The sequence below is a fragment of the Variimorphobacter sp. HTMS_6 genome, from assembly GCF_059717775.1.
This window is the reverse complement of the sequence record NZ_AP046094.1, coordinates 4,020,754-4,046,910: the sequence shown is the minus strand read 5'-3', so window position 1 is coordinate 4,046,910 and position 26,157 is coordinate 4,020,754. Positions and strand designations below refer to the sequence as shown.

At 36.9% G+C, this 26,157-nt stretch carries 21 protein-coding genes; 10 read left to right on the top strand and 11 right to left on the bottom strand.

All coding sequences use genetic code 11. The features are described 5' to 3' along the window. Nucleotides 1-419 precede the first annotated feature (419 nt). Nucleotides 420-1,637, top strand: a complete 1,218-nt coding sequence (locus AC6IWN_RS18280) for a 6-phosphofructokinase (RefSeq protein ID WP_497989463.1) — start codon at nt 420-422, stop codon at nt 1,635-1,637. A 583-nt stretch (nt 1,638-2,220) separates the two neighbouring features. On the opposite strand, the gene AC6IWN_RS18275 is transcribed toward AC6IWN_RS18280, so the two are convergent. The 3 genes from AC6IWN_RS18275 to AC6IWN_RS18265 all read right to left on the bottom strand — a co-directional run bounded on the left by AC6IWN_RS18275 (nt 2,221) and on the right by AC6IWN_RS18265 (nt 4,496). Next, nucleotides 2,221-2,505, bottom strand: coding sequence for a DUF503 domain-containing protein (locus AC6IWN_RS18275; protein WP_497989462.1), 285 nt, complete (start codon nt 2,503-2,505; stop codon nt 2,221-2,223). 192 nt (nt 2,506-2,697) lie between these two features. Beyond that, complete coding sequence (truA, locus tag AC6IWN_RS18270; protein WP_497989460.1) at nt 2,698-3,435, bottom strand: tRNA pseudouridine(38-40) synthase TruA; 738 nt, start codon at nt 3,433-3,435, stop codon at nt 2,698-2,700. Between the two features lie 53 nt (nt 3,436-3,488). Then, entirely contained in the window at nt 3,489-4,496 is a 1,008-nt protein-coding gene (locus AC6IWN_RS18265) for an aldo/keto reductase (protein ID WP_497989458.1), read from the bottom strand. A 545-nt stretch (nt 4,497-5,041) separates the two neighbouring features. Here AC6IWN_RS18265 and AC6IWN_RS18260 point away from each other — a divergent pair. The 3 genes from AC6IWN_RS18260 (at nt 5,042) to AC6IWN_RS18250 (ending at nt 7,512) form a co-directional block, all read left to right on the top strand. After that, nucleotides 5,042-5,797 (top strand): 3'-5' exonuclease, encoded by a 756-nt coding sequence (locus tag AC6IWN_RS18260; RefSeq protein ID WP_497989456.1) that lies wholly within the window; start codon nt 5,042-5,044, stop codon nt 5,795-5,797. A 291-nt stretch (nt 5,798-6,088) separates the two neighbouring features. Continuing rightward, nucleotides 6,089-7,024: a metallophosphoesterase family protein gene (locus AC6IWN_RS18255; RefSeq protein ID WP_497989454.1), complete on the top strand. Its 936-nt coding sequence runs from the start codon at nt 6,089-6,091 to the stop codon at nt 7,022-7,024. 59 nt (nt 7,025-7,083) lie between these two features. Beyond that, a complete protein-coding gene (locus tag AC6IWN_RS18250) occupies nt 7,084-7,512 on the top strand; it encodes a CBS domain-containing protein (protein ID WP_497989452.1) in 429 nt (142 codons plus the stop codon). A gap of 108 nt (nt 7,513-7,620) precedes the next feature. Here AC6IWN_RS18250 and truA (AC6IWN_RS18245) read toward each other — a convergent pair whose 3' ends face one another. Next, nucleotides 7,621-8,361 (bottom strand): tRNA pseudouridine(38-40) synthase TruA, encoded by a 741-nt coding sequence (gene truA / locus AC6IWN_RS18245; protein ID WP_497989450.1) that lies wholly within the window; start codon nt 8,359-8,361, stop codon nt 7,621-7,623. Nucleotides 8,362-8,412: 51 nt separating this feature from the next. Next, nucleotides 8,413-9,780 (bottom strand): MATE family efflux transporter, encoded by a 1,368-nt coding sequence (locus AC6IWN_RS18240; RefSeq protein ID WP_497989448.1) that lies wholly within the window; start codon nt 9,778-9,780, stop codon nt 8,413-8,415. A 251-nt stretch (nt 9,781-10,031) separates the two neighbouring features. Between AC6IWN_RS18240 and AC6IWN_RS18235 the strand changes: the two genes are divergently transcribed. From AC6IWN_RS18235 to AC6IWN_RS18225, 3 genes are all read left to right on the top strand, one after another. Beyond that, nucleotides 10,032-10,193 carry a hypothetical protein gene (locus AC6IWN_RS18235; protein WP_497989446.1) on the top strand — a complete coding sequence of 54 codons (162 nt, stop codon included), beginning with the start codon at nt 10,032-10,034 and terminating at the stop codon, nt 10,191-10,193. 304 nt (nt 10,194-10,497) lie between these two features. Further along, on the top strand, nt 10,498-12,813 hold the full coding sequence (locus AC6IWN_RS18230) for a transglutaminase domain-containing protein (RefSeq protein WP_497989444.1): 2,316 nt from the start codon (nt 10,498-10,500) through the stop codon (nt 12,811-12,813). Nucleotides 12,814-12,886: 73 nt separating this feature from the next. Then, complete coding sequence (locus AC6IWN_RS18225; protein ID WP_497989442.1) at nt 12,887-15,178, top strand: transglutaminase domain-containing protein; 2,292 nt, start codon at nt 12,887-12,889, stop codon at nt 15,176-15,178. A 258-nt stretch (nt 15,179-15,436) separates the two neighbouring features. On the opposite strand, the gene murD is transcribed toward AC6IWN_RS18225, so the two are convergent. Both murD and AC6IWN_RS18215 read right to left on the bottom strand, forming a co-directional pair. After that, complete coding sequence (murD, locus tag AC6IWN_RS18220) at nt 15,437-16,768, bottom strand: UDP-N-acetylmuramoyl-L-alanine--D-glutamate ligase (protein WP_497989440.1); 1,332 nt, start codon at nt 16,766-16,768, stop codon at nt 15,437-15,439. Nucleotides 16,769-17,081: 313 nt separating this feature from the next. Continuing rightward, nucleotides 17,082-18,488, bottom strand: coding sequence for a MurL-like N-terminal domain-containing (locus AC6IWN_RS18215; protein ID WP_497989438.1), 1,407 nt, complete (start codon nt 18,486-18,488; stop codon nt 17,082-17,084). Between the two features lie 368 nt (nt 18,489-18,856). Here AC6IWN_RS18215 and AC6IWN_RS18210 point away from each other — a divergent pair, with 368 nt between their 5' ends. From AC6IWN_RS18210 to AC6IWN_RS18200, 3 genes are all read left to right on the top strand, one after another. Next, nucleotides 18,857-19,792, top strand: a complete 936-nt coding sequence (locus tag AC6IWN_RS18210; protein ID WP_497989436.1) for an ABC transporter ATP-binding protein — start codon at nt 18,857-18,859, stop codon at nt 19,790-19,792. After that, nucleotides 19,785-21,116, top strand: a complete 1,332-nt coding sequence (locus tag AC6IWN_RS18205; RefSeq protein ID WP_497989434.1) for an ABC transporter permease — start codon at nt 19,785-19,787, stop codon at nt 21,114-21,116. Before AC6IWN_RS18210 ends, AC6IWN_RS18205 begins: the two co-directional genes overlap by 8 nt. 67 nt (nt 21,117-21,183) lie before the next feature. Beyond that, a complete protein-coding gene (locus tag AC6IWN_RS18200) occupies nt 21,184-22,536 on the top strand; it encodes an ABC transporter permease (RefSeq protein ID WP_497989432.1) in 1,353 nt (450 codons plus the stop codon). A 462-nt stretch (nt 22,537-22,998) separates the two neighbouring features. Here the strand turns inward: AC6IWN_RS18200 and AC6IWN_RS18195 are convergent, their stop codons facing one another. From AC6IWN_RS18195 to AC6IWN_RS18180, 4 genes are all read right to left on the bottom strand, one after another. Beyond that, nucleotides 22,999-23,169, bottom strand: a complete 171-nt coding sequence (locus AC6IWN_RS18195) for a hypothetical protein (protein WP_497989431.1) — start codon at nt 23,167-23,169, stop codon at nt 22,999-23,001. A gap of 147 nt (nt 23,170-23,316) precedes the next feature. Next, on the bottom strand, nt 23,317-24,168 hold the full coding sequence (locus tag AC6IWN_RS18190; RefSeq protein ID WP_497989429.1) for a TerC/Alx family metal homeostasis membrane protein: 852 nt from the start codon (nt 24,166-24,168) through the stop codon (nt 23,317-23,319). A gap of 17 nt (nt 24,169-24,185) precedes the next feature. Beyond that, complete coding sequence (pdaA, locus tag AC6IWN_RS18185) at nt 24,186-24,989, bottom strand: delta-lactam-biosynthetic de-N-acetylase (RefSeq protein ID WP_497989427.1); 804 nt, start codon at nt 24,987-24,989, stop codon at nt 24,186-24,188. Between the two features lie 66 nt (nt 24,990-25,055). Further along, nucleotides 25,056-26,102, bottom strand: coding sequence for an FUSC family protein (locus AC6IWN_RS18180; RefSeq protein ID WP_497989425.1), 1,047 nt, complete (start codon nt 26,100-26,102; stop codon nt 25,056-25,058). Nucleotides 26,103-26,157 lie beyond the last annotated feature (55 nt).

The window sequence follows — 26,157 nt, the reverse complement described above, 5'->3', positions numbered from 1 at the left end:
TGCAATATATAAAATTTTTATAAACTCAATTTATACAATATGAATAGAACGTTCTGTGCAATTCTACCAATATGCATAGCTATCCTGTCATAATTAATCGATTATAACTACTTCAAATATTAGTTACATAATCATGAATCTATTTTAAATTGCATATAACTCAAATAGATACTTGTACCAAGGTTATTATTTACATATTTTGGCTTTTCTGATAGAATAAATTTAGCTAACTAAATACTTTACCTTGGACTAACTTAGTACAACGGGTCACAAATTTACGAAGGATATGTTAATGCAGACATTCTCCAAGCCATTTTTGTCTGCCACAGAGTAAAATACCGCAAGATCATAAGCACTGAGTATACGGAGGAAGAATCTTATTCTACATGAAACGAAAAGTAAAGGAGTGAAACAATTGTATGGTACTTGAAGGAAAAGTAGTAGTAGCACAAGGCGGCGGACCAACCGCAGTTATTAATCAATCATTGGTTGGCGCTGTATTGGAATCGAGAAAGTTTCCACAAATCACAAAAGTGTATGGTGCAGTAAACGGAGTAACCGGTATTATTAATGAAGATTTCCTTGACCTGACCCAAGAGACAACTCATAATCTTGAGCAGGTTGCGATAACTCCTTCCTCAGCTCTGTTTTCTACAAGAGACAAGCCGGACAATGCATACTGCAAAGAAATCTTTAACGTATTCAAAGCCCATGGCGTGAGATATTTCTTCTACATAGGAGGAAATGATTCGGCTGATACGGTTCGTATCGTTAATGAGCAGGCAGAATCCTCAGGATATGAGTTCCGAGCGATCCATATTCCCAAGACCATTGATAATGACCTTAAGATCAATGATCATACGCCCGGATTCCCTTCCGCAGCTAAGTTCGTCGCTCAAACATTTATTGGATTAAACCTGGATAACAGAGCCCTTCCGGGTGTTCACATCGGCGTTGTTATGGGACGTCATGCCGGCTTTTTAACTGCTGCCTCATCAATGGCGCAAAAATATCCCGATGATGGCCCACATTTGGTCTATCTTCCGGAACGGCACTTTAGCGTAGATCAATTTTTAATGGATGTAAAAGAAGTATATAATAAATACGGTAGATGTATCATCGCCGTATCAGAGGGTATTACGGATGAAAATGGTGTTCCGATCGTAACCAAACTGGTAAAGAACGAAACGGATGCACATGGAAATATACAGCTATCCGGTACCGGTGCTCTTGGTGATCTTCTCTCTCAGGAAATCAAGTCAAAGCTAGGAATTACTCGTGTTCGTTCCGATACTTTGGGTTATCTGCAGCGTTCCTTCATGGGCTGTGTATCACAGGTTGATCAGCATGAAGCCAGAGAGGTAGGGGAAAAGGCTGCACAATTTGCCATCTGGCATAATATTGATGGCTCCATCACTATTCATCGTACGGGTTATTATTCCGTTGATTATAAGATGACTGATCTTCATAAAGTTGCCGGTAAAACCAAAGTTATGCCGGAAAATTTTATCAATGCAAAAGGAAATAATGTGACGGATCAATTTAAATATTATCTGCAACCGCTCCTTGGGTTTGATATGCCTGAAGCAAGCATGTTAAGAGCGCCTAGAGCAGAAAAACTATTACATAGATTATAAACAAATATTCCGTCAAGCTTATTTTGATGACGGATAGCAAAAAGCACTGATATAAAACTTATATCTAAGTTTATATCAATACTTATATAGTATCAAGAAGACCATATACTGAGTGGAATAAGCTCCTTATATGGTCTTTTTGATTAATATACGTCATTTAACCGAGAATACCATGCAGGTATTGCAATATGCTTTCTTTCCTTCCAGGTAATATAAAGATTGGAGGGATAACCCATTCATTCCCTTAATAATATAGGCACATACTCCTGCTAACATTAGTAGTCACATCTTGGAACTCCCTCACTCATTTGTTTTATCGTAAATATCAAAAAAGAAGATGGTACACAATATCCGGTCTGGGGTAAGAGAAAATCCACCCACTCAGCAAACAGCCTGACTAATATTTTGCAACATCTTCTTTTTCTATTATTTTTTCTTAGTTGATCCAGCAGCTGAACCTCCGCCTTTTTTCTTTGGTGCTTTTTTTGGATTTTTATCGCCCATCTGAAATCACCGCCTTTTAATCTTATTTTTATTTCGCTAATTTCATTTTATCGGCTTTTCCATATATTGTCAATTCGTACTATATTACAAATTCTCTCTCTATATCCACTATTTCGCCCTCAGTATTACTCTCAATAAAATTAATAACATTATCAATTATACTATCCGCTTGAGCATGATCTGTGGTTACAGCCGCAAAACCAAGTACCAGGATTTGATGGATATCCTGCTCCTCTACTTCTGCAATCGATACATTGAATTGATTTTTTACCTTGGCACACAGACTCTTTACGACCATGCGTTTTTCCTTGAGAGAATGCACCCACGGAAGATGAATCTTAACTGCAGCGGTTCCTACTGTCATAATTTCCTCCATTTTAATAAAAGTAAAAATATTTGTCATTCTATAATCACTTTTTGATTATAAAGTTAAATTGATATTCTAAAACCTTTTTATTGATTATAAAACGCATAGATATAGTTATCCAATAACTCATTATTGTTTACAGTTCAGTACTGATTAGTAACGATATACGCTATGTTATAACTTTATTTACTAATACGTGATGCTTTCTAAAAACAGTCCACAGGCATCAGCAAGATCACCTGAGATACCCCTTTGCCTTGAGTCCATTGCGAGAGGAATGACGCTACTGTCCTTCTTACCGAGTCCTACATCTATCAATGCACCCACAATCCACCGAACCATATTATATAAAAATCCGTCACCGCAAATCCTGATATCAATAAATCCGTCTTTTTCCAAGATATCAATGCTATGGATAGTACGAACCATTGATTTCTTCTTTGATTTCGCATTCGAGAAGGCTGTAAAATCATGTTCCCCTAGAAAATAGGTTCCGCCCTCCTTCATTGCTTCCACATTAAGTGTATCCACAACGTGCATGGAATATTTGCGTGAAAATGGATGACTGAACTCCTTATTCCAAATCCGGTACAGGTATGTCTTGTCCTTACATTGATACCTCGCGTGGAAGTTCTCCGGTACCTGCTCCACATGTATAATACTGATATCCTCGGGCAAATAGTGGTTGAGATATTTCCCAAGCGAATCAAGCTCTAGTTTGGTATGGCTCTTAAAATTCGCAACCTGACCGAGTGCATGCACACCTGCGTCAGTTCTGCTGCATCCTATAATCTCAATCTCTGTACCGATCATTCTGGTCAGCATCTGTTCTATCTTATCTTGTATGGTATTTTCACCATTGCCAAGACGTTGCCAGCCCTTATAGCGGCTACCATCGTATTGGATTGTTAACCTATAATTATTCATCCTTCCTCCATTAACCAGCATTGATATATAACTCCATCTAATCGATTGCTCTATTATAAGAAAGTTTGATAATCAGCCCAGTTCTCAGCAAGAAGCTTCGGTGTATCCAGTCCATAGGGACAATGATTCTTACAGTGATTACAATGAATACAATCCTCAACCTTCTTCATACTTTCCTTCCAATGATCATTCAGATAAACAGATAACGGAGCACGTCGCACCATTAATGACATTCTTGCTGCGTTCTGAATATCAATTCCGGCCGGACAGGGAAGACAATAACCGCAGCCCCTACAAAAGTCCTTCACTAGTTCCTCAAGGTCTCTACGTATCACTTCCTTCAGCTCCTCATTCAGAATCGGAGGTTTCTCGATATAGCTTAGGAATTCATCCAATTCACTTTCTTTTTGAATTCCCCAGATTGGAAGAACATGATCATACTCCGCCAGATATGCATATGCGGCTGCGGAACAGGTAATCAATCCTCCTGACAGCGCTTTCATAGCGATAAAACCAATTCCATTCTTCTTGCAAAGCTCTACTAATTCGCGCTCCTTTTCTGAAGCCAGATAACTAAATGGAAACTGTATCGTCTCATACAACCCGGACTCTGCCGCTTCTATTGCTACCGCAAGTCTATGATTTGTAATACCGATATGGCGAATCATACCTTTTTCCTTCGCCTCAAGCATTGCCTCATAGAGCCCCGTGCCATCGCCGGGTTTTGGGCAAAATGCAGGATTATGGAACTGATATAGATCAAGATAATTGGTGTTTAACTGTTCCAGTGTAGTTTTCAACTGACTCCAAAACTCCTCCACCTTCGTGGTCATAGTTTTTGAAGCAATGTAGATATGCTCTCTTACATCACTTAATGCATATCCGATTTTCTCCTCACTGTCCGTATAAAATCTGGCTGTATCAAAAAATGTAATTCCATTTTGAAATGCTTTTCTTAACAGATGAGCAGCCTCATCCTTTGTTATTCTTTGAATCGGCAGCGCACCGAAACCGTTACGATTCACCTTTATCCCTGTCTTTCCCAATGTTACCTGATCCATACTATCCCTCGCTTTCATTTTTCAACCTTTTAACCATTCAACCTACTGGCATTATCATACCACTATTATTTTGAATTTTAAAGTGTAGAGCTTGTTAACCTTGAAATAGGAGGTAGTACCGTTGATAAAACAAGCTAAATTTTCGGGTAATTCCTCCTGCGTTTTTTACGTTTCGCTCCGACCTGATTGATACGTCGGTCGCTCGCAAATCGAACTAGCAGGAGGAATTACACTCGCAAATTTGCTAATTGTTTTATCTACAGGAACTACTTCCTATTTCAAGGCAATATAGACATAATTATTATTTTATGATCGTAAAGTTATTTATTTTAGAATAATTAAGAAGTAGATGAACTGATTTTTATCTTATTCCTAATACTATTACTTATCCTCATTCAATTTATAACCAAATTAAATTAGTTTTTCTAAAATCCAATTGTAAGTTTTGATTTATTATTTTATTTACGTTAGGGTTAAAGAAGTTTATAATTATGATATTTATGATAGAATACTAATGAACTATTATTTTAGAAGGGTGGGTTTTCATGCATTACATCGTATTTGATATGGAATTTAATCAAGCTTCTGAAAAGATTCACGCTGATGAAGTTCAAAAGACCTCCTTATCGTATGAAATTTTACAAATCGGTGCTGTGAAGTTGGATCAAGATTTTAATGTAATCTCAACTTTCAATCGTTTTGTGAAACCATCTATCTTTCGTGTGGTATCGCCCTTTATCACCGAATTGACCGGTATTACTACAGAGCAAGTAACCGATGAGCAACCTTTCCATCGCGTTTTTAACGACTTTCTTGAATTTATTGATGACCCGAATGCGATACTTTGCTGTTGGGGTAAATCCGATATGAAGGTTTTATATCGCTCGGTAGAATATTTCCAATTGGATAAAGATCGGATGCCAAAATTATTTCTCGATGTACAGCCCTACGCCTCCCTACATCTTAACAAACCGAAGAAGATGCTTCTGCGACTTTCTTATACCGTCGAATCACTTGGACTTCCGCTCAACCTATCCTTTCATGATGCCTTACACGATGCCATTTACACCGGCGAAGTTCTAAAAGCAATTTATACTCCGATGATGGCACCCATTGTATATCACCCAACTCTGATTTATGCAAAATTCAAACCTAGACAGATCAAGAAAATTATCGATTATGAAGGTCTAATCAATCAGTTTGAAAAAATGTACCAACGGCCGATGTCAGAAGAGGAAGTAAGCCTGATAAAATTAGCGTATCAGATGGGGAAGACCGGACAATTTCTCAAAGAATCATGATAAATCCCACGCTTCTGATAATAGCCTTGCTCCAGACAATGCTGTTATAAGTGTTCTATTTTGAACTGTTAACTCTGTTAGTCTTCAGTCCAGCTTAAATATTCATAGTATCCATGTTAATTTTATTATTAATTAAAAACAAAAAACTGAATAACTCTAGAGAGCGGCAATATACTAATAGGTATGGAATATCCTATAGTTTTGCCGCTTTTTTAATTAAGCTGAAGAAACTATAAATTAATTTCTTCGGTTGATATATAGATAAGAACTAAGGAAGCACGAGGTGACAATATGAATACGGATAAACGGTTAACCAGAGCCTACAAGAATGCTGAATTACAGTACTTTGATAAAGATTCCAAATATATTTTTTTTAGCGATGTACATCGTGGAGACGATAGTGTATCGGATGGATTTACACGAAACCAAAATTTATTTTTACATGCTCTGAACTATTATTATAAGCAAGGATATTATTATATTGAAGTTGGTGACGGCGATGAGCTTTGGGAATATAAAAAATTTAAGCATATTCGATTAGCACATACTGATGTATTTATCGTATTAAAAAAATTCTTTGATGACAAACGTATGACTATGCTATATGGTAACCATAACATTTACTTACGTTCGAAAAGATTTGTAAAGGATAATTACTATACTTTTTATGACGAATATAAACAGGAACGAGTTGAATTATTTCGCAACCTGGAGCCAAAAGAAGCGGTTGTATTAAAAAATAAGAAAACCGAGCAGGAAATTCTTATCGTTCATGGTCATCAGGGAGATTTTATGAATGACCAGGCTTGGCATTTATCCATGATTCTGCTTCGCTATATATGGCGTTTCTTGCATATTGTAGGATTTGAAAATCCTGCAAGCCCTGCACGTAATATGTACAAGCGTCATAAAGTTGAAAAAGCGTATAACAAATGGATCGAGGCACATCGGATGATGTTAATTTGCGGTCACACCCACCGTCCGAAATATCCAAAACTTAATGAACTACCCTATTTTAATACCGGCTGTTGCATTCGAACCAGAGGAATTGCAGGTATAGAAATAATTAATGGTGAAATCTTAATGGTGGACTGGCGAGTTGCAGCCGATGATGATGGTAACATGAAAATTCGAAGAACTGTGGTGAGAGGACCGCAACCTGTAGAGGATTTTGATTGTAGACTACACCCATTATCTAAGCATTGTAATGATTGTGATGACGAATAACAATATCTTCATTTGATAAAAACATCATATCGGGGCAATCTATTACTGGAGGTGATAGTATGAAGGTAAAAGATATCATGTCGAAGGACATCGCAAAATTATGTACCGATGATTCCATTGTGAGAGCCGCCCAACTGATGAAGCAGTATAATTGTGGATCTATTCCGGTGTGCACACAGGATAAACTGATCGGTATCGTAACAGACCGAGATATTGCGGTACGAAGTGTGGCTACAGGTAGGGATGTTACCTCACAAAAAGTGCAAGATATCATGACGGATAAAGTCGTATTCGGTAATCCCGAAATGGATATAACCGATGCAGCCCAGTTGATGAGCGACAGACAAATCCGTAGATTACCGATCGTAGAGAACAACAATATCGTTGGTATCGTTGCATTAGGAGATATCTCACTCGAGCCAAGATATCAGGATAACGCAGAAGATGCTTTAAGAGGGATCTCTGAACAAGGTAACAGTTTATATTAATATGTTAACTATTAACAAAATTTGATATTGCAAATGAAAACACTCACTGACTTTATCTTCCGGCGTACATAATCAATCGCCTGTGATATCAATCAGTGAGTGTTCTATTTAATACTCCACTTCCTGTAAAAATAATCCCTGTGCACTAGCTGGCGCACTGCCGCTCTCCACCGAGCTTGGGTTTAAAATATTATCGATAACATCGATACTTCGGTTACCCAATCCAACCTCAAGTAGTGTGGAGACAATCATTCGTGCCATATTATGAAGAAAATCATTTGCTTTGATTGTGATCTGTAACTCTTTTTCATCCTGATAAATATCAATCACAAAGATTTCCTTTACTGTTGATTTACTCTTCTTAACGGATGAGAATTTAATAAAATCATGTTTTCCAATTAATTGTGTTGCAGCCGTTTTCATCAACTCTATATTCGGCTTTTTGAAGCAATAATAGGTGTATTTTCGATCAAACACACTGGGTACATCACCGATGGCAATCCGATAAAGATAGGTTTTGGATTTTGCATTCAAACTTGCATGAAAGCGCTCCTCTTTCTCCTCTACATCAATCACCGCAATATCCATCGGAAGATATCGATTAAAATAATTTTTAATTTCGAATAGTTTTAATGTACAGCTTGTCTTAAAGTTAGCGACTTGCGCATAAGCATGTACTCCTACTTCGGTTCTACTCCCGGAATTTAGCTCCGGCTCCTCACCGGTCATCTTCTTTATTACTTCCACAATCTTGTTTTCAATGGTATTTTCCGCCTCACCTTTGCCAAGTCGTTGCCACCCACTATAGCGGCTTCCATCATATTCTATCGTTAATTTTATATTTCTCAAGGTTTCCTCCTGCAATCTTCAAAGGCATTGATACCTTTTTATTCACTATACTTATTGAAAGTATACATTAGATATCAGATGTTTTCTAGTATATTTGGTATAATAGATGATAAATAGTAATGAGGTTACACCCCAAGCCAGAGGATAACTAAACATTACTGTCCTTATATCCGGAAAGATCGGTACTACCGTTAACAGCCACACGATGCGCAGTGCACACACTCCCAGGCTAGTTATAATCATCGGAACAAGTGAGTTTCCCATTCCTCTTAATGTACCCGACAAGATTTCAATACATACATATAAGAGGAAGCCCGGAACCATAAAATGTATTATCTCCATTCCTTTCTCTATTACGCTCGGATCTTTTGTAAACCATTGATACACAAATGGTGCGGCAAAATAAAGTAATATACTAAGCGCAATAGCCACTGAGAATGCCATTCCCAAACAAACCTTAGTACCCCTTTTCACTCTGTCATATTTTCCTGCTCCATAATTTTGTCCTGCAAATGTTGTTGCGGCGATACCAAAGGCTCCTATGGTCATCCAAAAGATACCGTCCACTTTACTATAGGCTGTCCATGCAGCAATAGTGTTTGTTCCGAAATGATTCATATTTGATTGGATAATTACATTTGTTGAAGTATACATTAAGGATTGAAAACCTGCTGGTAAACCAATCCGAATAATTTTCTTTAACATATCTTTGTGAAAACGTATTTTACGAATCTGTAGTCTGTAACAGTCCTTTGTCCTCATTAAGGTTAAGCATACCAAGAATGCACTGACCATTTGCGCAATAACTGTTCCTAACGCCACGCCCATTACCGCCCAACGGAACACAACTACAAACAATATATCAAGCAAAATATTTACAAAGCAACTTAAGATCAAGTAAATCAATGGTCTTCTGGAATCCCCAATCGCTCTTAAGATTCCTGCACCCATATTATATAGTAGATTTGCAATAGTTCCACAAAAATAAATTCTTAAGAAGGTAACCGAATAAGGCATAATATCCTTCGGTGTTCCCATCCATTGTAATGCATATGGTGCCCCAAAGATACCGATTACAGTGATAACGGCTCCACCGGCTATCGCCAAAGCAATCGCTGTATGTACCGCTCTGCTGACGTCTTTCTCATTTTTACCACCATAGTATTGTGAAATTGATACCGTTGCACCGGAAGATATACCGGCAAAGAAACCAATTAATAAATTAATCAATGTGTTGGTAATCCCACCAACCGCTGATAACGCTTCCTTTCCTACTACTCGCCCAACCACAATTGCATCGATTGTGTTATACAGCATTTGAAAAAAGGTTCCAAAAAGAATGGGAAAGAAAAAGATTAGTAGTTGCTTCCAGATTACGCCTTCCGTAATCCCACTGTTGTTTTTCACTTGCTGTTTCATAATATACCCCTTTGTATATGATGTCAGATTCAGGTCTTATCCTGTTTTATGTCATTAACGCATTCTCTCATTTTAGCTCAATTCATTTCATTGTGCAAACCATAATTTATACTAAAAATTGAATATTGGGATATCGCAATCTCACTTCTTTTACTACAATTCTTCATATTTTTATATCTTTTGTTAGAAATAATCTATCCCCCCTTTGTAAATACTAAATAAAACCTACTTTGAAAGGAATGAATTTAACAATGGACAATAATAAAAACCGTATTAAGGATCGTGAAAAGAGTAATGCAGAGCTAAGAAAGATGAAACCCAAAGACAATGAAGATGTTGGTATGAAAAACGGGCAAATCCTCGGAGTTCATGAAGGTAAGCACGAGAAGTCAAGAAATAATAAGAATCAATGAAATAGCTAATTCGAAGGGGCTTTTGTAAACAATAGCCCCTTCTTTTATTATAAAGCCATAAATCTTCATTCTGTAATGAATCGTTAATAAATATTTAATCTTAACTTGTTTGCTTTTTACCAGATATATGGTTATAATTTACTGTACATAGATTTGTTGTAAATAAAAATTCTATCACATATCAGGGCTAAATCGTCTCATATTTTTATACTACAACAGTCAAAAATCAAGTCTTAAATAATGAGACATGATATAATATATACAGTTAGGGTTTATAACCAATAATACGATTGGAGCTTACACTATGAAAAAACAAAGACTTCTATATATGTGGCTAGTTATTATTCTTTATATGTTTTTGCCGGTAACTAATGCAAATGCAGCTGATGTACATACTTCACACGAAGGAACCTCTTATTATAACTCACATGAGGTAAATGATTTTGTAACTGCACAAGCAATTCCGGTTGATGACACCTTCAAACCAAAGGTTAATGCGCAAACTTTCTCACAGCTTCAGATCTCAAACTCAATATTACGATATTCTTCGAATACACTTTCAAATTTCTATCAAAATTGGGGAAAATCACAGTTGATGCTTAGCACAGATGGAATTGATAAGGTTTCTCTATATGATATGATTGCATCGGCAACAACACCAGCGAACACGATCAATGTTACAGCAGAAAAAACAACTTATCTCTTCCAGACTTTTTACATAATGAGCACCATTCAGCTTGGCTCTGTTTCACTTACACCTGAAGATGCAGCTGCGGCTTATAACACCTTTAAAAGTGATCATCCAGAAATTTATTGGCTTGATTTCAACATAATATATTCCTTATCAGACGATGGTGAGAATGTTAAAACCATTTATCTTATTACCACCCCGAATTATGATACTCCAAATGAGCGTAAAATAGTGGATGGAAAGATATCAAGTAAAGTGGCTGAATATAAAAAAATAACAGATGGATTATCCACAAATTATGCAAAAGAAAAAGCTGTTCATGATAAGATGATCAACGACATTGATTATCTGTATGAGAATGGCGAACCCTCTCTTAATTTATATGCACATAATATCGTTGGAATTTTAGATGGAACCGGCGGAGTATGTGAAGGATATGCCAGAGCATATCAATATATCTTAAATTTGCTCCATATACCGAATTTGTACGTGGAAGGAATGGCAGTTACTCAAAACGGATCGGGCGGTCATGCCTGGAATATGGCTATGGCGGATAATGGTTCTTTTTATTATGTAGATACTACCTGGGATGATAGAGCTACAAAGGGAATAGTATATGATTATTTCCTTAGCGGCAGTACAACCTTTGATGTTGAGCATAAACCGGATCAACCGAGTGATGATGGCTTCTCCTATCTATATTCGTTACCTAAGGTACCTGCTGTTAAATACAACTCCACCGATAGCACCACCCCTGTTTCTATTGATGATAAGATAAGTAACATATCAGGCGCTTCTTATGTTTATGATGGTACAGCAAAAACTCCCACAGTCACTGTAGATGGACTAACAAAGGGCGTAGATTATCAAGTATATTATTTGAATAATATCAATGCCGGAACCGGTACCGTCTTCATTGTCGGAACTGGCAATTATACCGGCGTAATCTCAAAGTCGTTTACCATTGCAAAAGCGAATTTTGGTACTACAAGAGCTGCTAACATAACTGTTATTTATGATACACAAGAACATTCCTTAATCATACCTGCTCCAAAAGGATCAGATATTACATACAGCACCAATACCGTTACCTATTCCGATACCGTTCCATCCTACACGGAAGCAGGAAGTTATAAAATTCTATACAAATATACGAATAAGAACTACAACGGCAGTGTGAGCGGAAGCGCCATTATTACCATTAAGCCAATGAAGTTACAGGATCAGATGTTTGCACTATTAACAACAACCTTTCCATATACAGGCTACGCTATTCTTCCTGATTTGTTAATTACAGGGTTGTCTGAGGATACGGATTACAAGGTGCAATATACCAATAATACCAATTCAGGGCAAGCATATTTAACTATTACAGGAATCGGTAATTATACTGGATCTGTTAAGAAGTCCTTCCTCATAGCGAAAAAAACAATCACTTCCACAAGCATAAAGCTTTCCGCCACTACTTTTACATATAAGGGTACCGCTATAGCTCCTACACTAACGATAAAGGACGGATCTAAAACACTTATTCGAGGAAAAGATTACAATATTACTTTCACTAATAATGTAAACCCCGGCACTGCATCCGTAGTAATAACAGGATTGGGTAATTATAGTAGCAAAGTCATAAAGAAATTTACTATCAAAATAGGATCTCCTACTGTAAAGATTACGACCCTCTCAAAGAAAGCTTCACTAACCTGGACTAATGTATCTTCCATATCAGGCTATGAAGTATTTATGGCATCAACAAGTAAGGGGAAATATCACTTAGTGAAAAGTGTTTCAAAAAACACCACAAAATTAACAAAGAGCGGACTAAAGAAAGGCAAGACCTATTATTTCAAGGTAAGAGCTTATAAAATAATTAACGGGAAGAAAATTTATAGTTCATATTCAAAAGTGAATTATATAAAAGTGAAGTAACAAATGAATAGTTATAATAAACATTCCGGATCAATGGCTAATATCCAATAAAAAACCTTGAAAGTGAGTGCATATGAATAAATTTAAAAAATATTTTTTCCCCTTAGTATTATTTGTTTATATATTAATCCCTTTAACAACAGTTCAAGCTAATACAACCCAAACAATCGACTACCTTAATCAAGCACCTGATACAGTACATAATGGTGATTATTTACCGATACAAGCAATCCAGGTTGATGATACATTTCAAACAGATATTAAGCCAGTTGCAAACCCTACCCTTGGTTTAGCACGCTCAGCAACATATAATAGCGATTTATCTGACAGATATCAAAATTGGGGAAAAACCAATATAGCTCAAACTACGGATGGTGCGGATAAGGTTGCACTTTATAATTCCTTTGCTACCAATTTCCCGAATACATCAAATCTGTATGCGTCAACGGTCACTGCAAACGGTGTACCCTATCTTAATATGTTTGCAATACCATTGAATACTTTATCACTTACTAAGAATGATGCCGTGGCTACATATTTTATGTTCCGGAATGATCACCCCGAATATTATTGGCTTAGTAACACTATTCTATATAGTTATAACAGCTTAACAGGAAATGTGACACAAGTATATATCTTAACAACCTCTGATTATGATACACCACAGGAAAGATCAGTATGTGATAATATAATTAAGAATAAAGTAAATGAATACAGATCCCTTGTCACCGGTCTTACCTTTAATTATCAGATTACGAAAGTTGTCCATGATAAAATTATAACCGATATTGATTACTTATATGATAGTAACAACAATCCATCTTTAGAGCCCTATGCACATAATATTGTTGGTATTCTTGATGGAAGAGGCGGGGTATGCGAAGGATATGCTAAAACTCTACAATATCTACTGAATCTCTTTGGCGTTCCTAATGTCTACGTAACTGGTATGGGCGGAACCTATCCAAACGCCGGTGGTCATGCTTGGAATATGGTTATGGCTGATAATGAGAATTTTTATTATGTGGATGCTACCTGGGATGATTACACTGACTATAACGGAACGATATCTTATCGTTATTTCATGGCTGGATCAGATTTATTTGATAGGGAGCACTCTCCTGATCTGCCTTCCTCTGTCGGCTCTTCGTACCTTTATCCGTTACCCCCGGTTCCTACCGACAACTATATTCCTGCCACACCAATCTCAAATATAGCTTGTACATTATCAACTACAAACTATGTTTATGACGGAACAGCGAAAAAACCGGTTGTAACGGTGGCTGGATTACACGAAGGTACCGATTTTAGAACCAGTTATTCTAATAATATCAATGCCGGTACAGCAACTGTTACTGTTACCGGAATTAATAAGTATTGCAGTACCATCAAAAAGACATTTACGATTAGTAAAGCGAATTTGTCCAGCTTAATACCGACGGTATCTACAAACGCTTATACCTATGATGGTAAAACAAAACAGCCCATTGTTACAATCAAAGGATTGACCCTTGGAAAAGACTTTTCTGTAACTTATTCTAATAATATCAATCCGGGAACCGCCAAAATAACCATTACCGGAATTGGTAATTATACAGGAACTATTAATAAGACTTTTGTTATCAACAAAGCAAATATTGCCGGTGTAAAGGTTAGTGGCACTGCATTGTATTATGATGGGTACAGTCATTCCATTAATGTAACCGCTCCCAAAGGTACTACCATAACCTATAGTACAAATAACATTAATTTTACTACAACAAAGCCCACCTATAAATTACCGGGTGAGTATAAAATATATTATAAAATCAGTATGGTTAATTATAATGATATAAGAGGATATGCGACTGTTAAAATAAGCAAAAAATTAATATCTTCCATGACCGCGACTCTATCCTCAACCACCTTCAATTATACTACCACCGCTATTACTCCGGGTATTACTTTAAAAGATGGTTTAACAGTTCTGAAGAAAGGAATTGATTATACGGTTACCTATGCTAATAATGTACTTCCAGGCACCGCTACAATAAAGATCAGCGGTATAGGAGGTTATAGCGGTACTATAACTAAAACTTTTAGCATTAAAATAGGAACCCCAACTGTTACTGTTACTACCGGAAAGAAATTAGCAACTATCAAATGGAATAAAGTTACCGGCGTAACCGGATATGAGGTATTCTACTCTACATCACTAACGGGAAAATACACTTTAATTAAATCAGCTGGAGCAACTACCACCAATTTTACAAAAACCGGACTCGTAACAGGCAAGACTTATTACTTCAAAGTAAGAGCTTATAAAACAATTAATGGAAAGAAAGTATATGGTTCGATGGTAACCAAGAGCATTAAGGTAAAATAATGTCTTAACTCGATAAGCCGAATAATACATGATTGAAGTGATACAATTCACACTTCTTAAAATTTGATTTAATTAATATAGGTTTTTTAAATTAATTATCGAAACAAAAAAGGTTGTTATCAAAAATAAATAATAGAAATAGAAAAGACTTGTTCTATTATTTATTCTCTTGATAACAACCTTTCCTTTATTTAGGTACAGGTACGATTTTAATTCTTCTAGGTAATGATTTGTTTTTTAGCATTTTCCTTTACATATTTATATTCCCAGTACAAATTTTTTAAATGTTTCTCCACGCTCTTCAAAGTTCTTAAAAAATCCATAGCTGGCTGCTGCCGGTGAAAACAAGCAGGTAGTACCCTTCCTTGTCTCTCTCTTTGCTATCTCAACCGCTTCTTCCACGCCAGATACCATATATAATTTTTGTTCCTCACGCTTCTTTTCACTTTCTAATAATAGCTTCTCTATCCGGCAACCGGTATCCGGCATGAGGATTATATTTCTAATATCGGATTCAATTAAGAAATCCACCAAAGGCTGATAATCAATTCCACGATCCATTCCTCCAAGAATAACGGTATCCACATCATCCACACTATTGACGTTATTCATTGTAGTTTCACAGATAGTTGATATTGAGTCATTATAAAACTTAACCCCATTTTGTTCGGTTACAAACTCCATTCTATGAGGAAGAGGTTGAAAGGTTTTAATTGCCTCAATAAAATCCTCTTTGGATATTCCGAAGGATTTTGCAATTGCATAAGTAACCGCGATATTATAAATATTATGATTTCCCATCAAATGAATTTCATTTTCATTGATGGTAATATCCTCCCCCTTAATATTGATCCGGTTGTCCTCCACAACCACATCTGCATCCATCCGGTCATTTGTAATGGTAATTGTATTCATCTCGTAGCTATCGTCAGGGTGAAAGAACTGTGGATTATAAAGAAGTATATCTTCTTTTCTCTGATATTTATAAATATTTTCTTTGGCTTGCTTATATTTTTCAAAGGACCCATAATGATCGAGATGTTCTTGGAATATGTTTAACAGTACTGCATAATGAGGTGAATGCATTACATACTCAAGCTGATGGGAGGATAATTCAAAAACCACTATCGTCTTCTGATTAATGTTCTCCAACATATCCAATACTGGTACTCCGATATTACCAACTAATATCGCTTCCTCGTTTGCATGACGAAGGATATGGTTTAACAGGGAAGATGTTGTACTTTTTCCCTTTGTACCGGTGATACCAATTGTCTGTGATCCATAGAACTGCAAGAATAGATCTGTCTGTGATGAGAACTTTTCTAGCTGTAAGTGATCATTTCGATTTAATACAATTCCGGGGCTCTTCATAACCAGATCATACTCCGGTAATATATCCTCATAGGAATCACCACTGTATATCACGGTATTTGGCAAACTGTCTTTTACTCCACATTTATCATAAATTCCAATTACTTTATCCGGAAAATGCTTGCGTAGAAAACGATAAGTAGATTTCCCTTCTCTCCCGAATCCCAGTATAAGAATTCTTTTTTCATCTAATAGATCACATATTTGTTGAATCATATTATGTCCCTTCTTTCTCTTGAGATAGCGCAGATTGCATAATGGTGACAATCTTATATTCCCTCATACACAGTTTGAAAGACACCCACAGGAAGTTGTAAGGTAGAGCAATAAATTCTTATTCTCTAAAACGTACAACTTCTTATAAGTATCTTCCACTTAATACAATATAATATTGATTTACTCCCAACGGTTTTACATTTTCTCACTAGCAATACTTGTTTATACTTTGCGTGTGAATTATGCTTTACTTACACTCATCATAACTTGCCTATCCTTAATGTGTATTATGCTATTTATAATTCACATTAATCTATAACATTAATTCTTTTATTCTGTTTACGAATTCCTCCGGTACCTGGTTTTCCTCATTATAATATTTAATATAAGGATTTTCTCTGTTACGGAAGGACTTGTATAATCCCTTGTTCTTGTAGTATTCATAAAGCTTCGGTAATGCCATGCCTTGACCCGAGCTTTCCAATTGATCGATAGTCATACAGATTGCTGTGTTCGCTTCATCACAGGTACCGACACATTCAAAGGGCTTCTCCGGCAAGATACCGATTAGCTTCTCAAATGTCTCAAGCATACTCTCATCATTTAGCATATCACTGCCAAATATCTCTTTCAGACGCTCAAGCGATATGAATGGAGATAGGATAATGTAAACAAACAGGCATTTTGAACAATGACCGCACCATTGATCAATCTTACTTCCCACGTTACAACTTCGGAATATGTTGTAGTACTTTTCATGTAATGCAAAATATTTTGCAATCTGCAATTCGCTAAAGGGTCTTAATAAACTGAAGTAGTGTACCTGACTTCCAACGTATTGCGCTTCATAGTTAACGAAATCACTTTCAAATTTAAAGCTCTTCGAATACTGATGGTTTACTTCAGTACCCTCCACTGTGCTTTCATTTGCGCTTGCTTCATTCGAGAGCACAACGTACTGCTTATCCATCAGATAGGCAGCTAAAACAGAGGAAAAAGCAACAATTGCAGAGAATGGTGTATGTCCATTCAGATATCCCTGCTTGTTTAGCTCCAGTAGTACTTTATCCAGTCTTCTATTTACAATTAGGATGTCCTCTTCTGCGTAGCCGGCAATTGCGGCACAGCGTTCTGAGGCTTCCTTATGATTAATCATAAAGCATAGGTTGGTGTTTTTTCTGTCACTTAGTAGTTCTAAAGTAACATTAGAATCTTTTCCTCCCCCTACCGGTATCATACATCCGGTTTTGCTATACTCTGTATGGAAGAAGTTCTCTTTATTTGGCAAGCAGTTCACGGGTGAAATAGAGTTTTCTGTACAGTCCACGATAACCTGCATGAAATCCTCTTCACTGGTACTTATTCCATTCGTATAAAAGAACTCTCCAAGACCTAAATAATATTGATTTTTCCACCACTTAATCTGTTTCTCATCAATATATCCGGCTTTAATGATTACCTGGGGAGAACAGGCACATTTCCAATAACTGATCAGTTCAACTAACCCTAAGTTAAATGCCAGTTTATTTACGACATCCTCATATTTATAATTGATATCGATATGTTTTTTCGAAAATTCCCAGGTTGGGGTAAAATAAATCTCCTCCCCGATATGGAAATAAAATTTTAATGTAATGATATCTTCTTGATCAACAATCTCGTATTTTTCATATATAAAAACAGGGTGCTTCTCTCTAAGTTCCTCGAATTTATTCTGCATAGAAACCTCCTAGTACACGTTCACTTCTAACAATAACATTGTTCATACTATATCTCCTAACAACAATAATACACCGCTATTTCTCCACAAGAGAACAAAGAATGTGCTTTGGCACTGACTTCACTTTACGATAAATATCCTATAAAACAAGAAAAACAGCTATGCTTATTATATTCTTCAAGGAATAAGAATTCAATGCTTTATTTATTGTAATGTAATATTATTATAAATTCATTAAAATTTCCCTTTTCATCTTCAACTTCATCCCAGATTATGGTATTATTACGTTGTTTCGATAAATTTAATTATTTATTCTATTATAAAAAGCAACGTATCAAGATCCGACATGATACAGAAAGAGGGATTATATGTCTTTAAGTGTTAACAACTTAACAAAAAAATATGGAGATAAAACGGTAGTTGATAATCTCAGCTTCTCAATTAATGAACCGGGCGTATACGCATTGCTCGGAACGAATGGCGCCGGCAAAACCACAACTCTTAGAATTATTCTTGGAATGCTAGCCAAGAATGAGGGCGATGTTCTATGGAACGGAAAAGCACTTGACCCCGTAAAGACAAATGTGGGATATCTCGCCGAGGAGCGTGGACTGTATCCGAAGTTCTCCTTACTTGACCAGCTGCTCTACTTTGCTAAACTACGTAATGTATCAAAGCAAGATGCTATGGCTCGTATTAAACATTGGTCCGACCGATTGGAGGTTGATGAATATATCTTCCCTCCTAAGACAAAAGCAAAATCTTCCGCTAAGGCTAGACGTGCTGACCAATTGTCAAAAGGTAATCAGCAGAAAATTCAGCTGATGGCAGCACTGATCTCCGATCCGGAATTAATTATATTAGATGAACCGTTAAGCGGACTCGACCCTGTGAATACCGATTTATTCAAATCCATCATCAAAGAAGAGATTGCAAAAGAAAAATATCTGATCATGTCCAGCCATCAGATGCCAACGATAGAAGAATTTTGTTCTGATATTACGATATTAAATCGTGGTAAAGCAGTTCTTCAAGGTAACCTAAACCAAATCAAAAAAGGATATGGCCGTGTAAACCTTTTTGTAAAGAGCGATATTGAACTGGCTCCCTATATTCAGTCCTTTGGTTTATTTATTGAGAATAAGACCCCTAGCGAATATCATCTCAAGGTACATGGTGAAGATCAGGCTATGGAATTCTTAGCTAAGTTGATCAGTGATAAGGTACCGATTATCAAGTTCGAATTACGCGAACCGTCACTACATGAAATATTCATTGAAAAGGTGGAGGAAATTCATGAATAAGAATAATCTTACCGGTTGGAAGGATGTCTTATCCTTCACATTTATTCAAACAGTAAAAAGCAAGGCATTCTTAATATCTTACTTGATATTAATTATACTGTCTGTAGCTACTATTCCGGTCATAACGGTATTAACCTCCGGAACGAATGGTACTGCCGATGGCAAAAGCCCAATCACTAAGGTATATGTCGAGAATAAAACCTCTCTAAAGGACATGGATTTATCTGGCGTAAAGCAAGTTGATAAGCTGAGTGATATTACCTTTACACCCCTCACAGAGAAGCATGATACGGTTGGAGATAGAATACAAAGTTCCGAACAAAGTTCTGTTATTTTAACAATCAGTGAAAAGAATAATATGTATAATCTTAATTTTTATAAGGCTTCTAAAGGTCCGGTAAAAGAGTTAAGTCTCACTGATTTAGGTAACGAAGTGACGAAGCAGTTTAACATCCTTAAACTGAAAGACTTGGGTGTATCCCCGGATAAAGCCGCTCTTATTCAAGCAGAGGTAACCACAAAGGTAACCCTTGCTGATGTTAGTGGTAACCCGATTATAAACGAAAACACCGCGATATCCTTTAGCGAATACTGGTTCATCTATGGTATCTTATTTGTCATATTAATGGTTAATATCATGGCTAGTACACAGATTGCTACCTCAATAGCGACTGAAAAATCTACACGTGTTATCGAATATCTTCTAACCTCTGTCAAACCTTTGGCATTGATGGTAGGAAAAACGATTGCGATGCTAAGTGCTGTAATTTTACAAATCGGATCCTTAATCCTTATTGTATTTGCTTCCAATAAAATATCCGCTTCGCTTCTTACCAGTGACGGAAAGGACTTATTATCCTCCAAATTACCGACAAACATATTCAGTAATATCAATATTATAAACTTAGTGATATGCGTATTGGTTATATTATTAGGCATGCTATTCTACGCAACCTTGGCCGGCTTGGCAGGAGCGACTGTAAGTAAGCTTGAGGAATTAAGGGAAGGACTACAGATATTCACCTTGACGAATGCAGTGGGCGCTTATATCGGAATTGCAGCTGCTAATATATTAATGGGTAGTGGCTCCAATGGATTTGTTACATTTGCTTACCTGTTCCCTCTTTCCTCCCCATTTTTGCTTCCGGGTGCTATATTAGTCGGAAAAATAAGCCCGCTGATGATAGCCGGTTCCATTCTGTTATTAATTATATTTATCATGTTAATGTTCCGCTTTGTTGCTAAAATCTTTGAAACCTTAATTCTTCATAGCGGTAATACAATTAAACTAAAGGAATTAATTAAGATATTTAAAACAGTGTAATGATTGGCAGAGATTAGCATAAACTTGTGCCGGTGCCAAGGTACGTGCCCGGCGGAATGGAGATATTATGAAACAGAATTTTAAAGGATGGTCATCCGTTTATCGATTTACCTTTAAGCAAGAGACTAAGGGTATCGCTTTTAAACTGGTAACTGCACTGGTTGCACTATTGATTATCGGCGCAATCGTATTAATAAATATACTGGATGCTAAGCCGGATCATAAGTCCGGGGAAGCAGAGAATCAGGATAAAAATGTGATAAAAACAGTCTATGTATCAGACGAAAGTGGCTTACCCGCCACGGATTTCCAAGCAATGAATCCGGAGCTAAAGAAAGCACCTTACACGAATGTTAAATATATCGATGTATCAAAGCAGTCACGTGAAAGTGTGGTTACCAGTGCAAAAAAAGATTCTAAGGAATCCATCGTAGTATTTATCACAAAAACCGAGACTGGCTTCCAGCTAGAAGCAGTGATTCCCGATGGTTCGTCCATCTCAAACGGAAAAGCGGAGGCTTTGGTCGGATTGATGTCCACTGCTTTCAATTCCAATAAGTTGATTCAATCCGGATTGTCGGCAGAGGTACTGACCAAAGTAATGCAGCCCGTTGTCAATAGTTACTCCAATATTGGTGAGAACAATAGTGAAATCACTATGGTCATAAAGCTTATAGCACCAATGCTGTTCAGCTTTATTCTGTATTTTATGTTGTTATTGTATGGTCAAACCGTTAGTAAATCAGTATCTACCGAGAAGACTTCTAAGCTGGTAGAAACTTTATTAACCTCCGTTCACCCCTATGCATTAATTACCGGTAAGGTACTTGCAGTAACCACAATGGCTTTAATCCAATTTGTAACCTGGATAGTCGCAGGCTTTGTGGGCTTATATAGCGGTAATGCAATTGCTCATTCCCTCTATCCGAACTACCATAATTCCGTAGTTGCCGTAATTAATTTCTTTAAAGACAATATCGGTGAGACTGCCTTATCCGCACCATCTGTTATTCTTGCAATCCTGTTCTTCTGCGTAGGCTTTCTGTTCTACAGCGTACTGGCAGGTGTTGCAGGCTGTATGGTATCAAAGCCGGAAGATGTCGCCTCCACACAGGCTTTATTCCAGTTCCCGATTATCATCAGCTGGATTATCGTATATTTTGCACCACTCTCCGGACATTCCGGTTTCTTAAATATAGCAAGATATATTCCGTTTACCGCACCGTTTTCCGTTCCTTCGGAGTTGATTACCGGTATGACCGGTCTTGGAGAAGGCCTCTTAGCTTTTGCGGTATTGCTGCTCTTCACTCTTGCCTTCATCATGTTAGCCGGTAAGATCTACAAAGGCCTAATCCTCTATAACGGTGAGAAGGTTAGCTTCAAGCTCATCGGAAAGGTTTTACGAGCAAAAAGCAATTAAGGCAGAATAGTTAATAAAATTAAGGTTTACTAAGATATAGATAAACAAAGATTAAGTTTACTAAGGGCTGTTAAATAATCTCCGTTATCGCAATGTTAGTTCCCTCACACACAGGTTGAAAGACACTCCCCTTGTTTTGTATTTCTCTGGTCGAACAAGTTTGTTCGCCTTCGAAATACAAAATCTAAGGAGCGCCTCTTTCAAACAGTGCATTATGGGAACATAACATCACTCTATTGGAGATTTTTTAACAGCCCGATTTAGTTAGTGAAAAATATGTTATAACTAAGGTTTATTTATATCTGATAATTTTGCACCAACAATTTCAGTAAGTTTCATAAATATAAGTGCTTTGCTCTGTTCAACTTTCCACTTAATGAGTTCATTTTACGGTTTTACTTTTTATTTCACTAATATTTCTGTTAATAATTGCTTTCTGCTGGCTATAAACCTTTCTATTTTCTAGGATCGATCAAAGTCATGGTCAGGTTTCTCGAGCGGAACTTCTTCTTCATCGTTCTCCGGGGAGGACAGCGGCGTGGGCACCGGAATAATAATCGGTGAGGGAGCCTGCGCGGGCTCCTGTATTGGTTCCTCTCCCATCAAAATATTATCATTTACATCATTGTACAATCTGAAGTACCTCCATATCCGAATTACCTTTCAGTGTATAATCCATGCGGTAAAAATATTCTCCAACACCGAATAGTACAATAAAGGTTTCAACTATTCGAATTAGTATTGGTTAATAGATCGCTATTTATTACATACCCTGTAAAATCACCTGATTGGGTTGTGATTTACAGAGGACGGCTTCTCCTCAGTGACTAACATAGAGATAACTACACTGCCAATTAATATTAAGAATATAATCGCCAGTGACCAGGTAATCGGAATCTCTACGTCAAAAAATGTAGCGCAGAGCTTTAGGCCTGTAAAGACTAGAATAGCTGCCACCCCATACTTCACATAGCGAAATCTTTCGTGCAATTCACCCAACAGAAAATACATATTCCGTAATCCCAGAATCGCAAAAATATTCGAGGTATATACAATAAAGGTATCTGTAGTGATCGAAAAGATTGCGGGAATGGAATCAATCGCAAATAATATGTCTGTAAACTCGATCAGAATTAATATTGCAAATAGGGGGGTTGCGTATCGCACCTTATTCTTTTTTACAAAGAAATGATTCCCCTCCAAATGATCCGTGATAGGAATTACCTTACCCAAGATCTTAATAATCCGACTATCCTTGTAATTGGCTTCCTCTTCCTTCTTTAAGATCATATTTGCACCACCAAGGATCAGAATTCCCCCAAATATATATAATATCCAGTGAAACATATTCACAATCGTTACACCTAGAAGGACAAATAATAATCTTAGTATAATTGCTCCTGCGATTCCGAAATTCAATACGCGTCGCTGATATTCCTGCTTGATTCCAAAGGCCGAGAATACCATGATAAATAGAAATAAGTTATCAACACTCAGACTCTGTTCAATTACATAACCACCAAAATATTCAAGCGCCTTACCCGGTCCTAAAAATATGTATATACCTACATTAAAACATAGAGATAATCCAATCCAAAACAATACCCATTTTAGTGCCAACTTTGCTGACATGGTGTACCACCCTCTTTTCATTGTACCAAATCATCAAGTGTTCCAAAGGTGTAACCCATTTCTTCCCATTTGGTTAACAGTTCATCCAATATCTCAGAATTTGTTTTGGATGTGCTGTGAAGCAAAACAATTGCACCCGGATGAATCCTACCAAGCAGCTTTTTAAATGCTTGCTCTTTTGTAGGCTGTTTGTCAATATACCAATCCACATAAGCTAGACTCCAGAAAAATGTCTTATACCCCAGCTCCTGCGCCATCTTTAAGTTACTTTCACAGAACTTCCCCTGTGGAGGACGGTAATACTTCTTCATGGTAACTCCTGTTGTTTCTTTGCACAATTGATCCATATCCACCAATTGCTTCTGAAAACTTTCCATTGTAGATATACTGGACATATTCGGATGTGTTAGTGTATGATTTGCTACGATATGACCTTCTGCAGCCATTCTCTTTACTAAATCAGGACTGGTTTTCACATAATTCCCTACCAAAAAGAAAGTTGCTTTCACTTTATGCTTTTTGAGTGCATCGAGTATCTTTGAAGTGTATCCATTCTCATAACCTGCATCAAAGGTAAGATAGATCACCTTCTTGTTACAGTCTCCGACATAGTAAGCATCATACTGCTTTAATTCCTGCGTTGTAGCGGTTCCTGTAGGTTGCTTTCCCTCTGTCGAAAAGCCTAGACCCCAGTTATCCCCGGCTGCTTCTTTAACCTTTTCATGGGCATTTGCGATCAATGCTATTCCTCCACCCAGAGCATAGCATAGTACATAAACAAGTAATAGTAATATAATATTTTGTGGTTTTATGCGCTTCATAGAAAAACCCCGTTAACATAATTAATAAATTATATTGACATATGGGCTCTGTCATACCTTATTCTGCTATATTTGAATTACTTTCAACCGATTTAGCATGTCTTTGATTCCGATTAAATCACTCAACATTCTACTGTCCGCTTTCAATGACTTTTCAACCGTAGCTTCGGGTATCGGATCCTTTTTTTTGTTGTTCTCGTAATATATGGCCATTCTATTGCACTCCTTAATAAACCTGTCTAGGATTTCAGCAATCTCTTTCCGTTCTCTTGCATCGAGTACCATCGTATCATTCGTCAATAAATAGAGCATATCATAGATAAGGTGCGTAATGTTTCTTAAACTAAATAGCATCTTTTTAAATGTGATGACTTCTTGGTGTCTCGAATTTGGACTTATCCTTTTTTTGAATTGTTCTTCCCTCTCTTTATCACGGAGTAGTGAAATGAGCCAGTCAATCCCCGCAAAGGTTGATGATATCGTTTCTTTTTCACGATAAAATACACTAACCTGGTTTTCCATCAGCCCAACTCTAATATAATTAAAGTGCGCAGAAATGGAGCCGAAGAGGTGTGCAATTCTTTTCCTCTCCATCCTCTGATAGAAAAACAGGGAAAAGAGGAAGTTATATAGGATAGCAATAAATACGCCAAAACTCAAAGCAAGGATTCTGAGTAAAAATGTTAATACTTCGCTTGGTTCACCCTTTACCGTGTACTGAACATATTGCGTCATATATATCGATGTAAAGATTGCAACCGGGGATACTTCTCTCCAATTTATCTTCAAGCAGAGCAAAAGTGTTGCTGATACAGAGAGAGCCACCGTAATAAAATTAATCCCGATGAACAAGATTATAACTGTGGTTGCTAATGCACCAAGAATCGTTGCAATAATTTGATTTAAGCCACTACGGATTCCGGTAACTGTAACCGGCTCCAGCGTCATCATCATACCGAATAAGATTGATATCATATCCTTTTGTACAAATGGCAAACGATGACCAATGAGATAGGCTGTTAATACTGCCGCAAATGTTTTAAATATATATAGTTTTGTATCAAATAGATACGCTTCCTTCTTTAGCTTGATAAAATTCATCGCTTTCTTCATGATCTACCCACCTTATTAATTATCGTATATCAAAAGCATTTATCATTACTTGCCG

Coding starts and splice junctions, on each gene's coding strand:
- AC6IWN_RS18280 (WP_497989463.1), top strand. CDS start 420: ATGGTACTTGAAGGAAAAGTAGTAGTAGCACAAGGCGGCGGACCAACC.
- AC6IWN_RS18275 (WP_497989462.1), bottom strand. CDS start 2,505: ATGACAGTAGGAACCGCTGCAGTTAAGATTCATCTTCCGTGGGTGCAT.
- truA (WP_497989460.1), bottom strand. CDS start 3,435: ATGAATAATTATAGGTTAACAATCCAATACGATGGTAGCCGCTATAAG.
- AC6IWN_RS18265 (WP_497989458.1), bottom strand. CDS start 4,496: ATGGATCAGGTAACATTGGGAAAGACAGGGATAAAGGTGAATCGTAAC.
- AC6IWN_RS18260 (WP_497989456.1), top strand. CDS start 5,042: ATGCATTACATCGTATTTGATATGGAATTTAATCAAGCTTCTGAAAAG.
- AC6IWN_RS18255 (WP_497989454.1), top strand. CDS start 6,089: ATGAATACGGATAAACGGTTAACCAGAGCCTACAAGAATGCTGAATTA.
- AC6IWN_RS18250 (WP_497989452.1), top strand. CDS start 7,084: ATGAAGGTAAAAGATATCATGTCGAAGGACATCGCAAAATTATGTACC.
- AC6IWN_RS18240 (WP_497989448.1), bottom strand. CDS start 9,780: ATGAAACAGCAAGTGAAAAACAACAGTGGGATTACGGAAGGCGTAATC.
- AC6IWN_RS18235 (WP_497989446.1), top strand. CDS start 10,032: ATGGACAATAATAAAAACCGTATTAAGGATCGTGAAAAGAGTAATGCA.
- AC6IWN_RS18230 (WP_497989444.1), top strand. CDS start 10,498: ATGAAAAAACAAAGACTTCTATATATGTGGCTAGTTATTATTCTTTAT.
- AC6IWN_RS18225 (WP_497989442.1), top strand. CDS start 12,887: ATGAATAAATTTAAAAAATATTTTTTCCCCTTAGTATTATTTGTTTAT.
- murD (WP_497989440.1), bottom strand. CDS start 16,768: ATGATTCAACAAATATGTGATCTATTAGATGAAAAAAGAATTCTTATA.
- AC6IWN_RS18215 (WP_497989438.1), bottom strand. CDS start 18,488: ATGCAGAATAAATTCGAGGAACTTAGAGAGAAGCACCCTGTTTTTATA.
- AC6IWN_RS18210 (WP_497989436.1), top strand. CDS start 18,857: ATGTCTTTAAGTGTTAACAACTTAACAAAAAAATATGGAGATAAAACG.
- AC6IWN_RS18205 (WP_497989434.1), top strand. CDS start 19,785: ATGAATAAGAATAATCTTACCGGTTGGAAGGATGTCTTATCCTTCACA.
- AC6IWN_RS18200 (WP_497989432.1), top strand. CDS start 21,184: ATGAAACAGAATTTTAAAGGATGGTCATCCGTTTATCGATTTACCTTT.
- AC6IWN_RS18190 (WP_497989429.1), bottom strand. CDS start 24,168: ATGTCAGCAAAGTTGGCACTAAAATGGGTATTGTTTTGGATTGGATTA.
- pdaA (WP_497989427.1), bottom strand. CDS start 24,989: ATGAAGCGCATAAAACCACAAAATATTATATTACTATTACTTGTTTAT.
- AC6IWN_RS18180 (WP_497989425.1), bottom strand. CDS start 26,102: ATGAAGAAAGCGATGAATTTTATCAAGCTAAAGAAGGAAGCGTATCTA.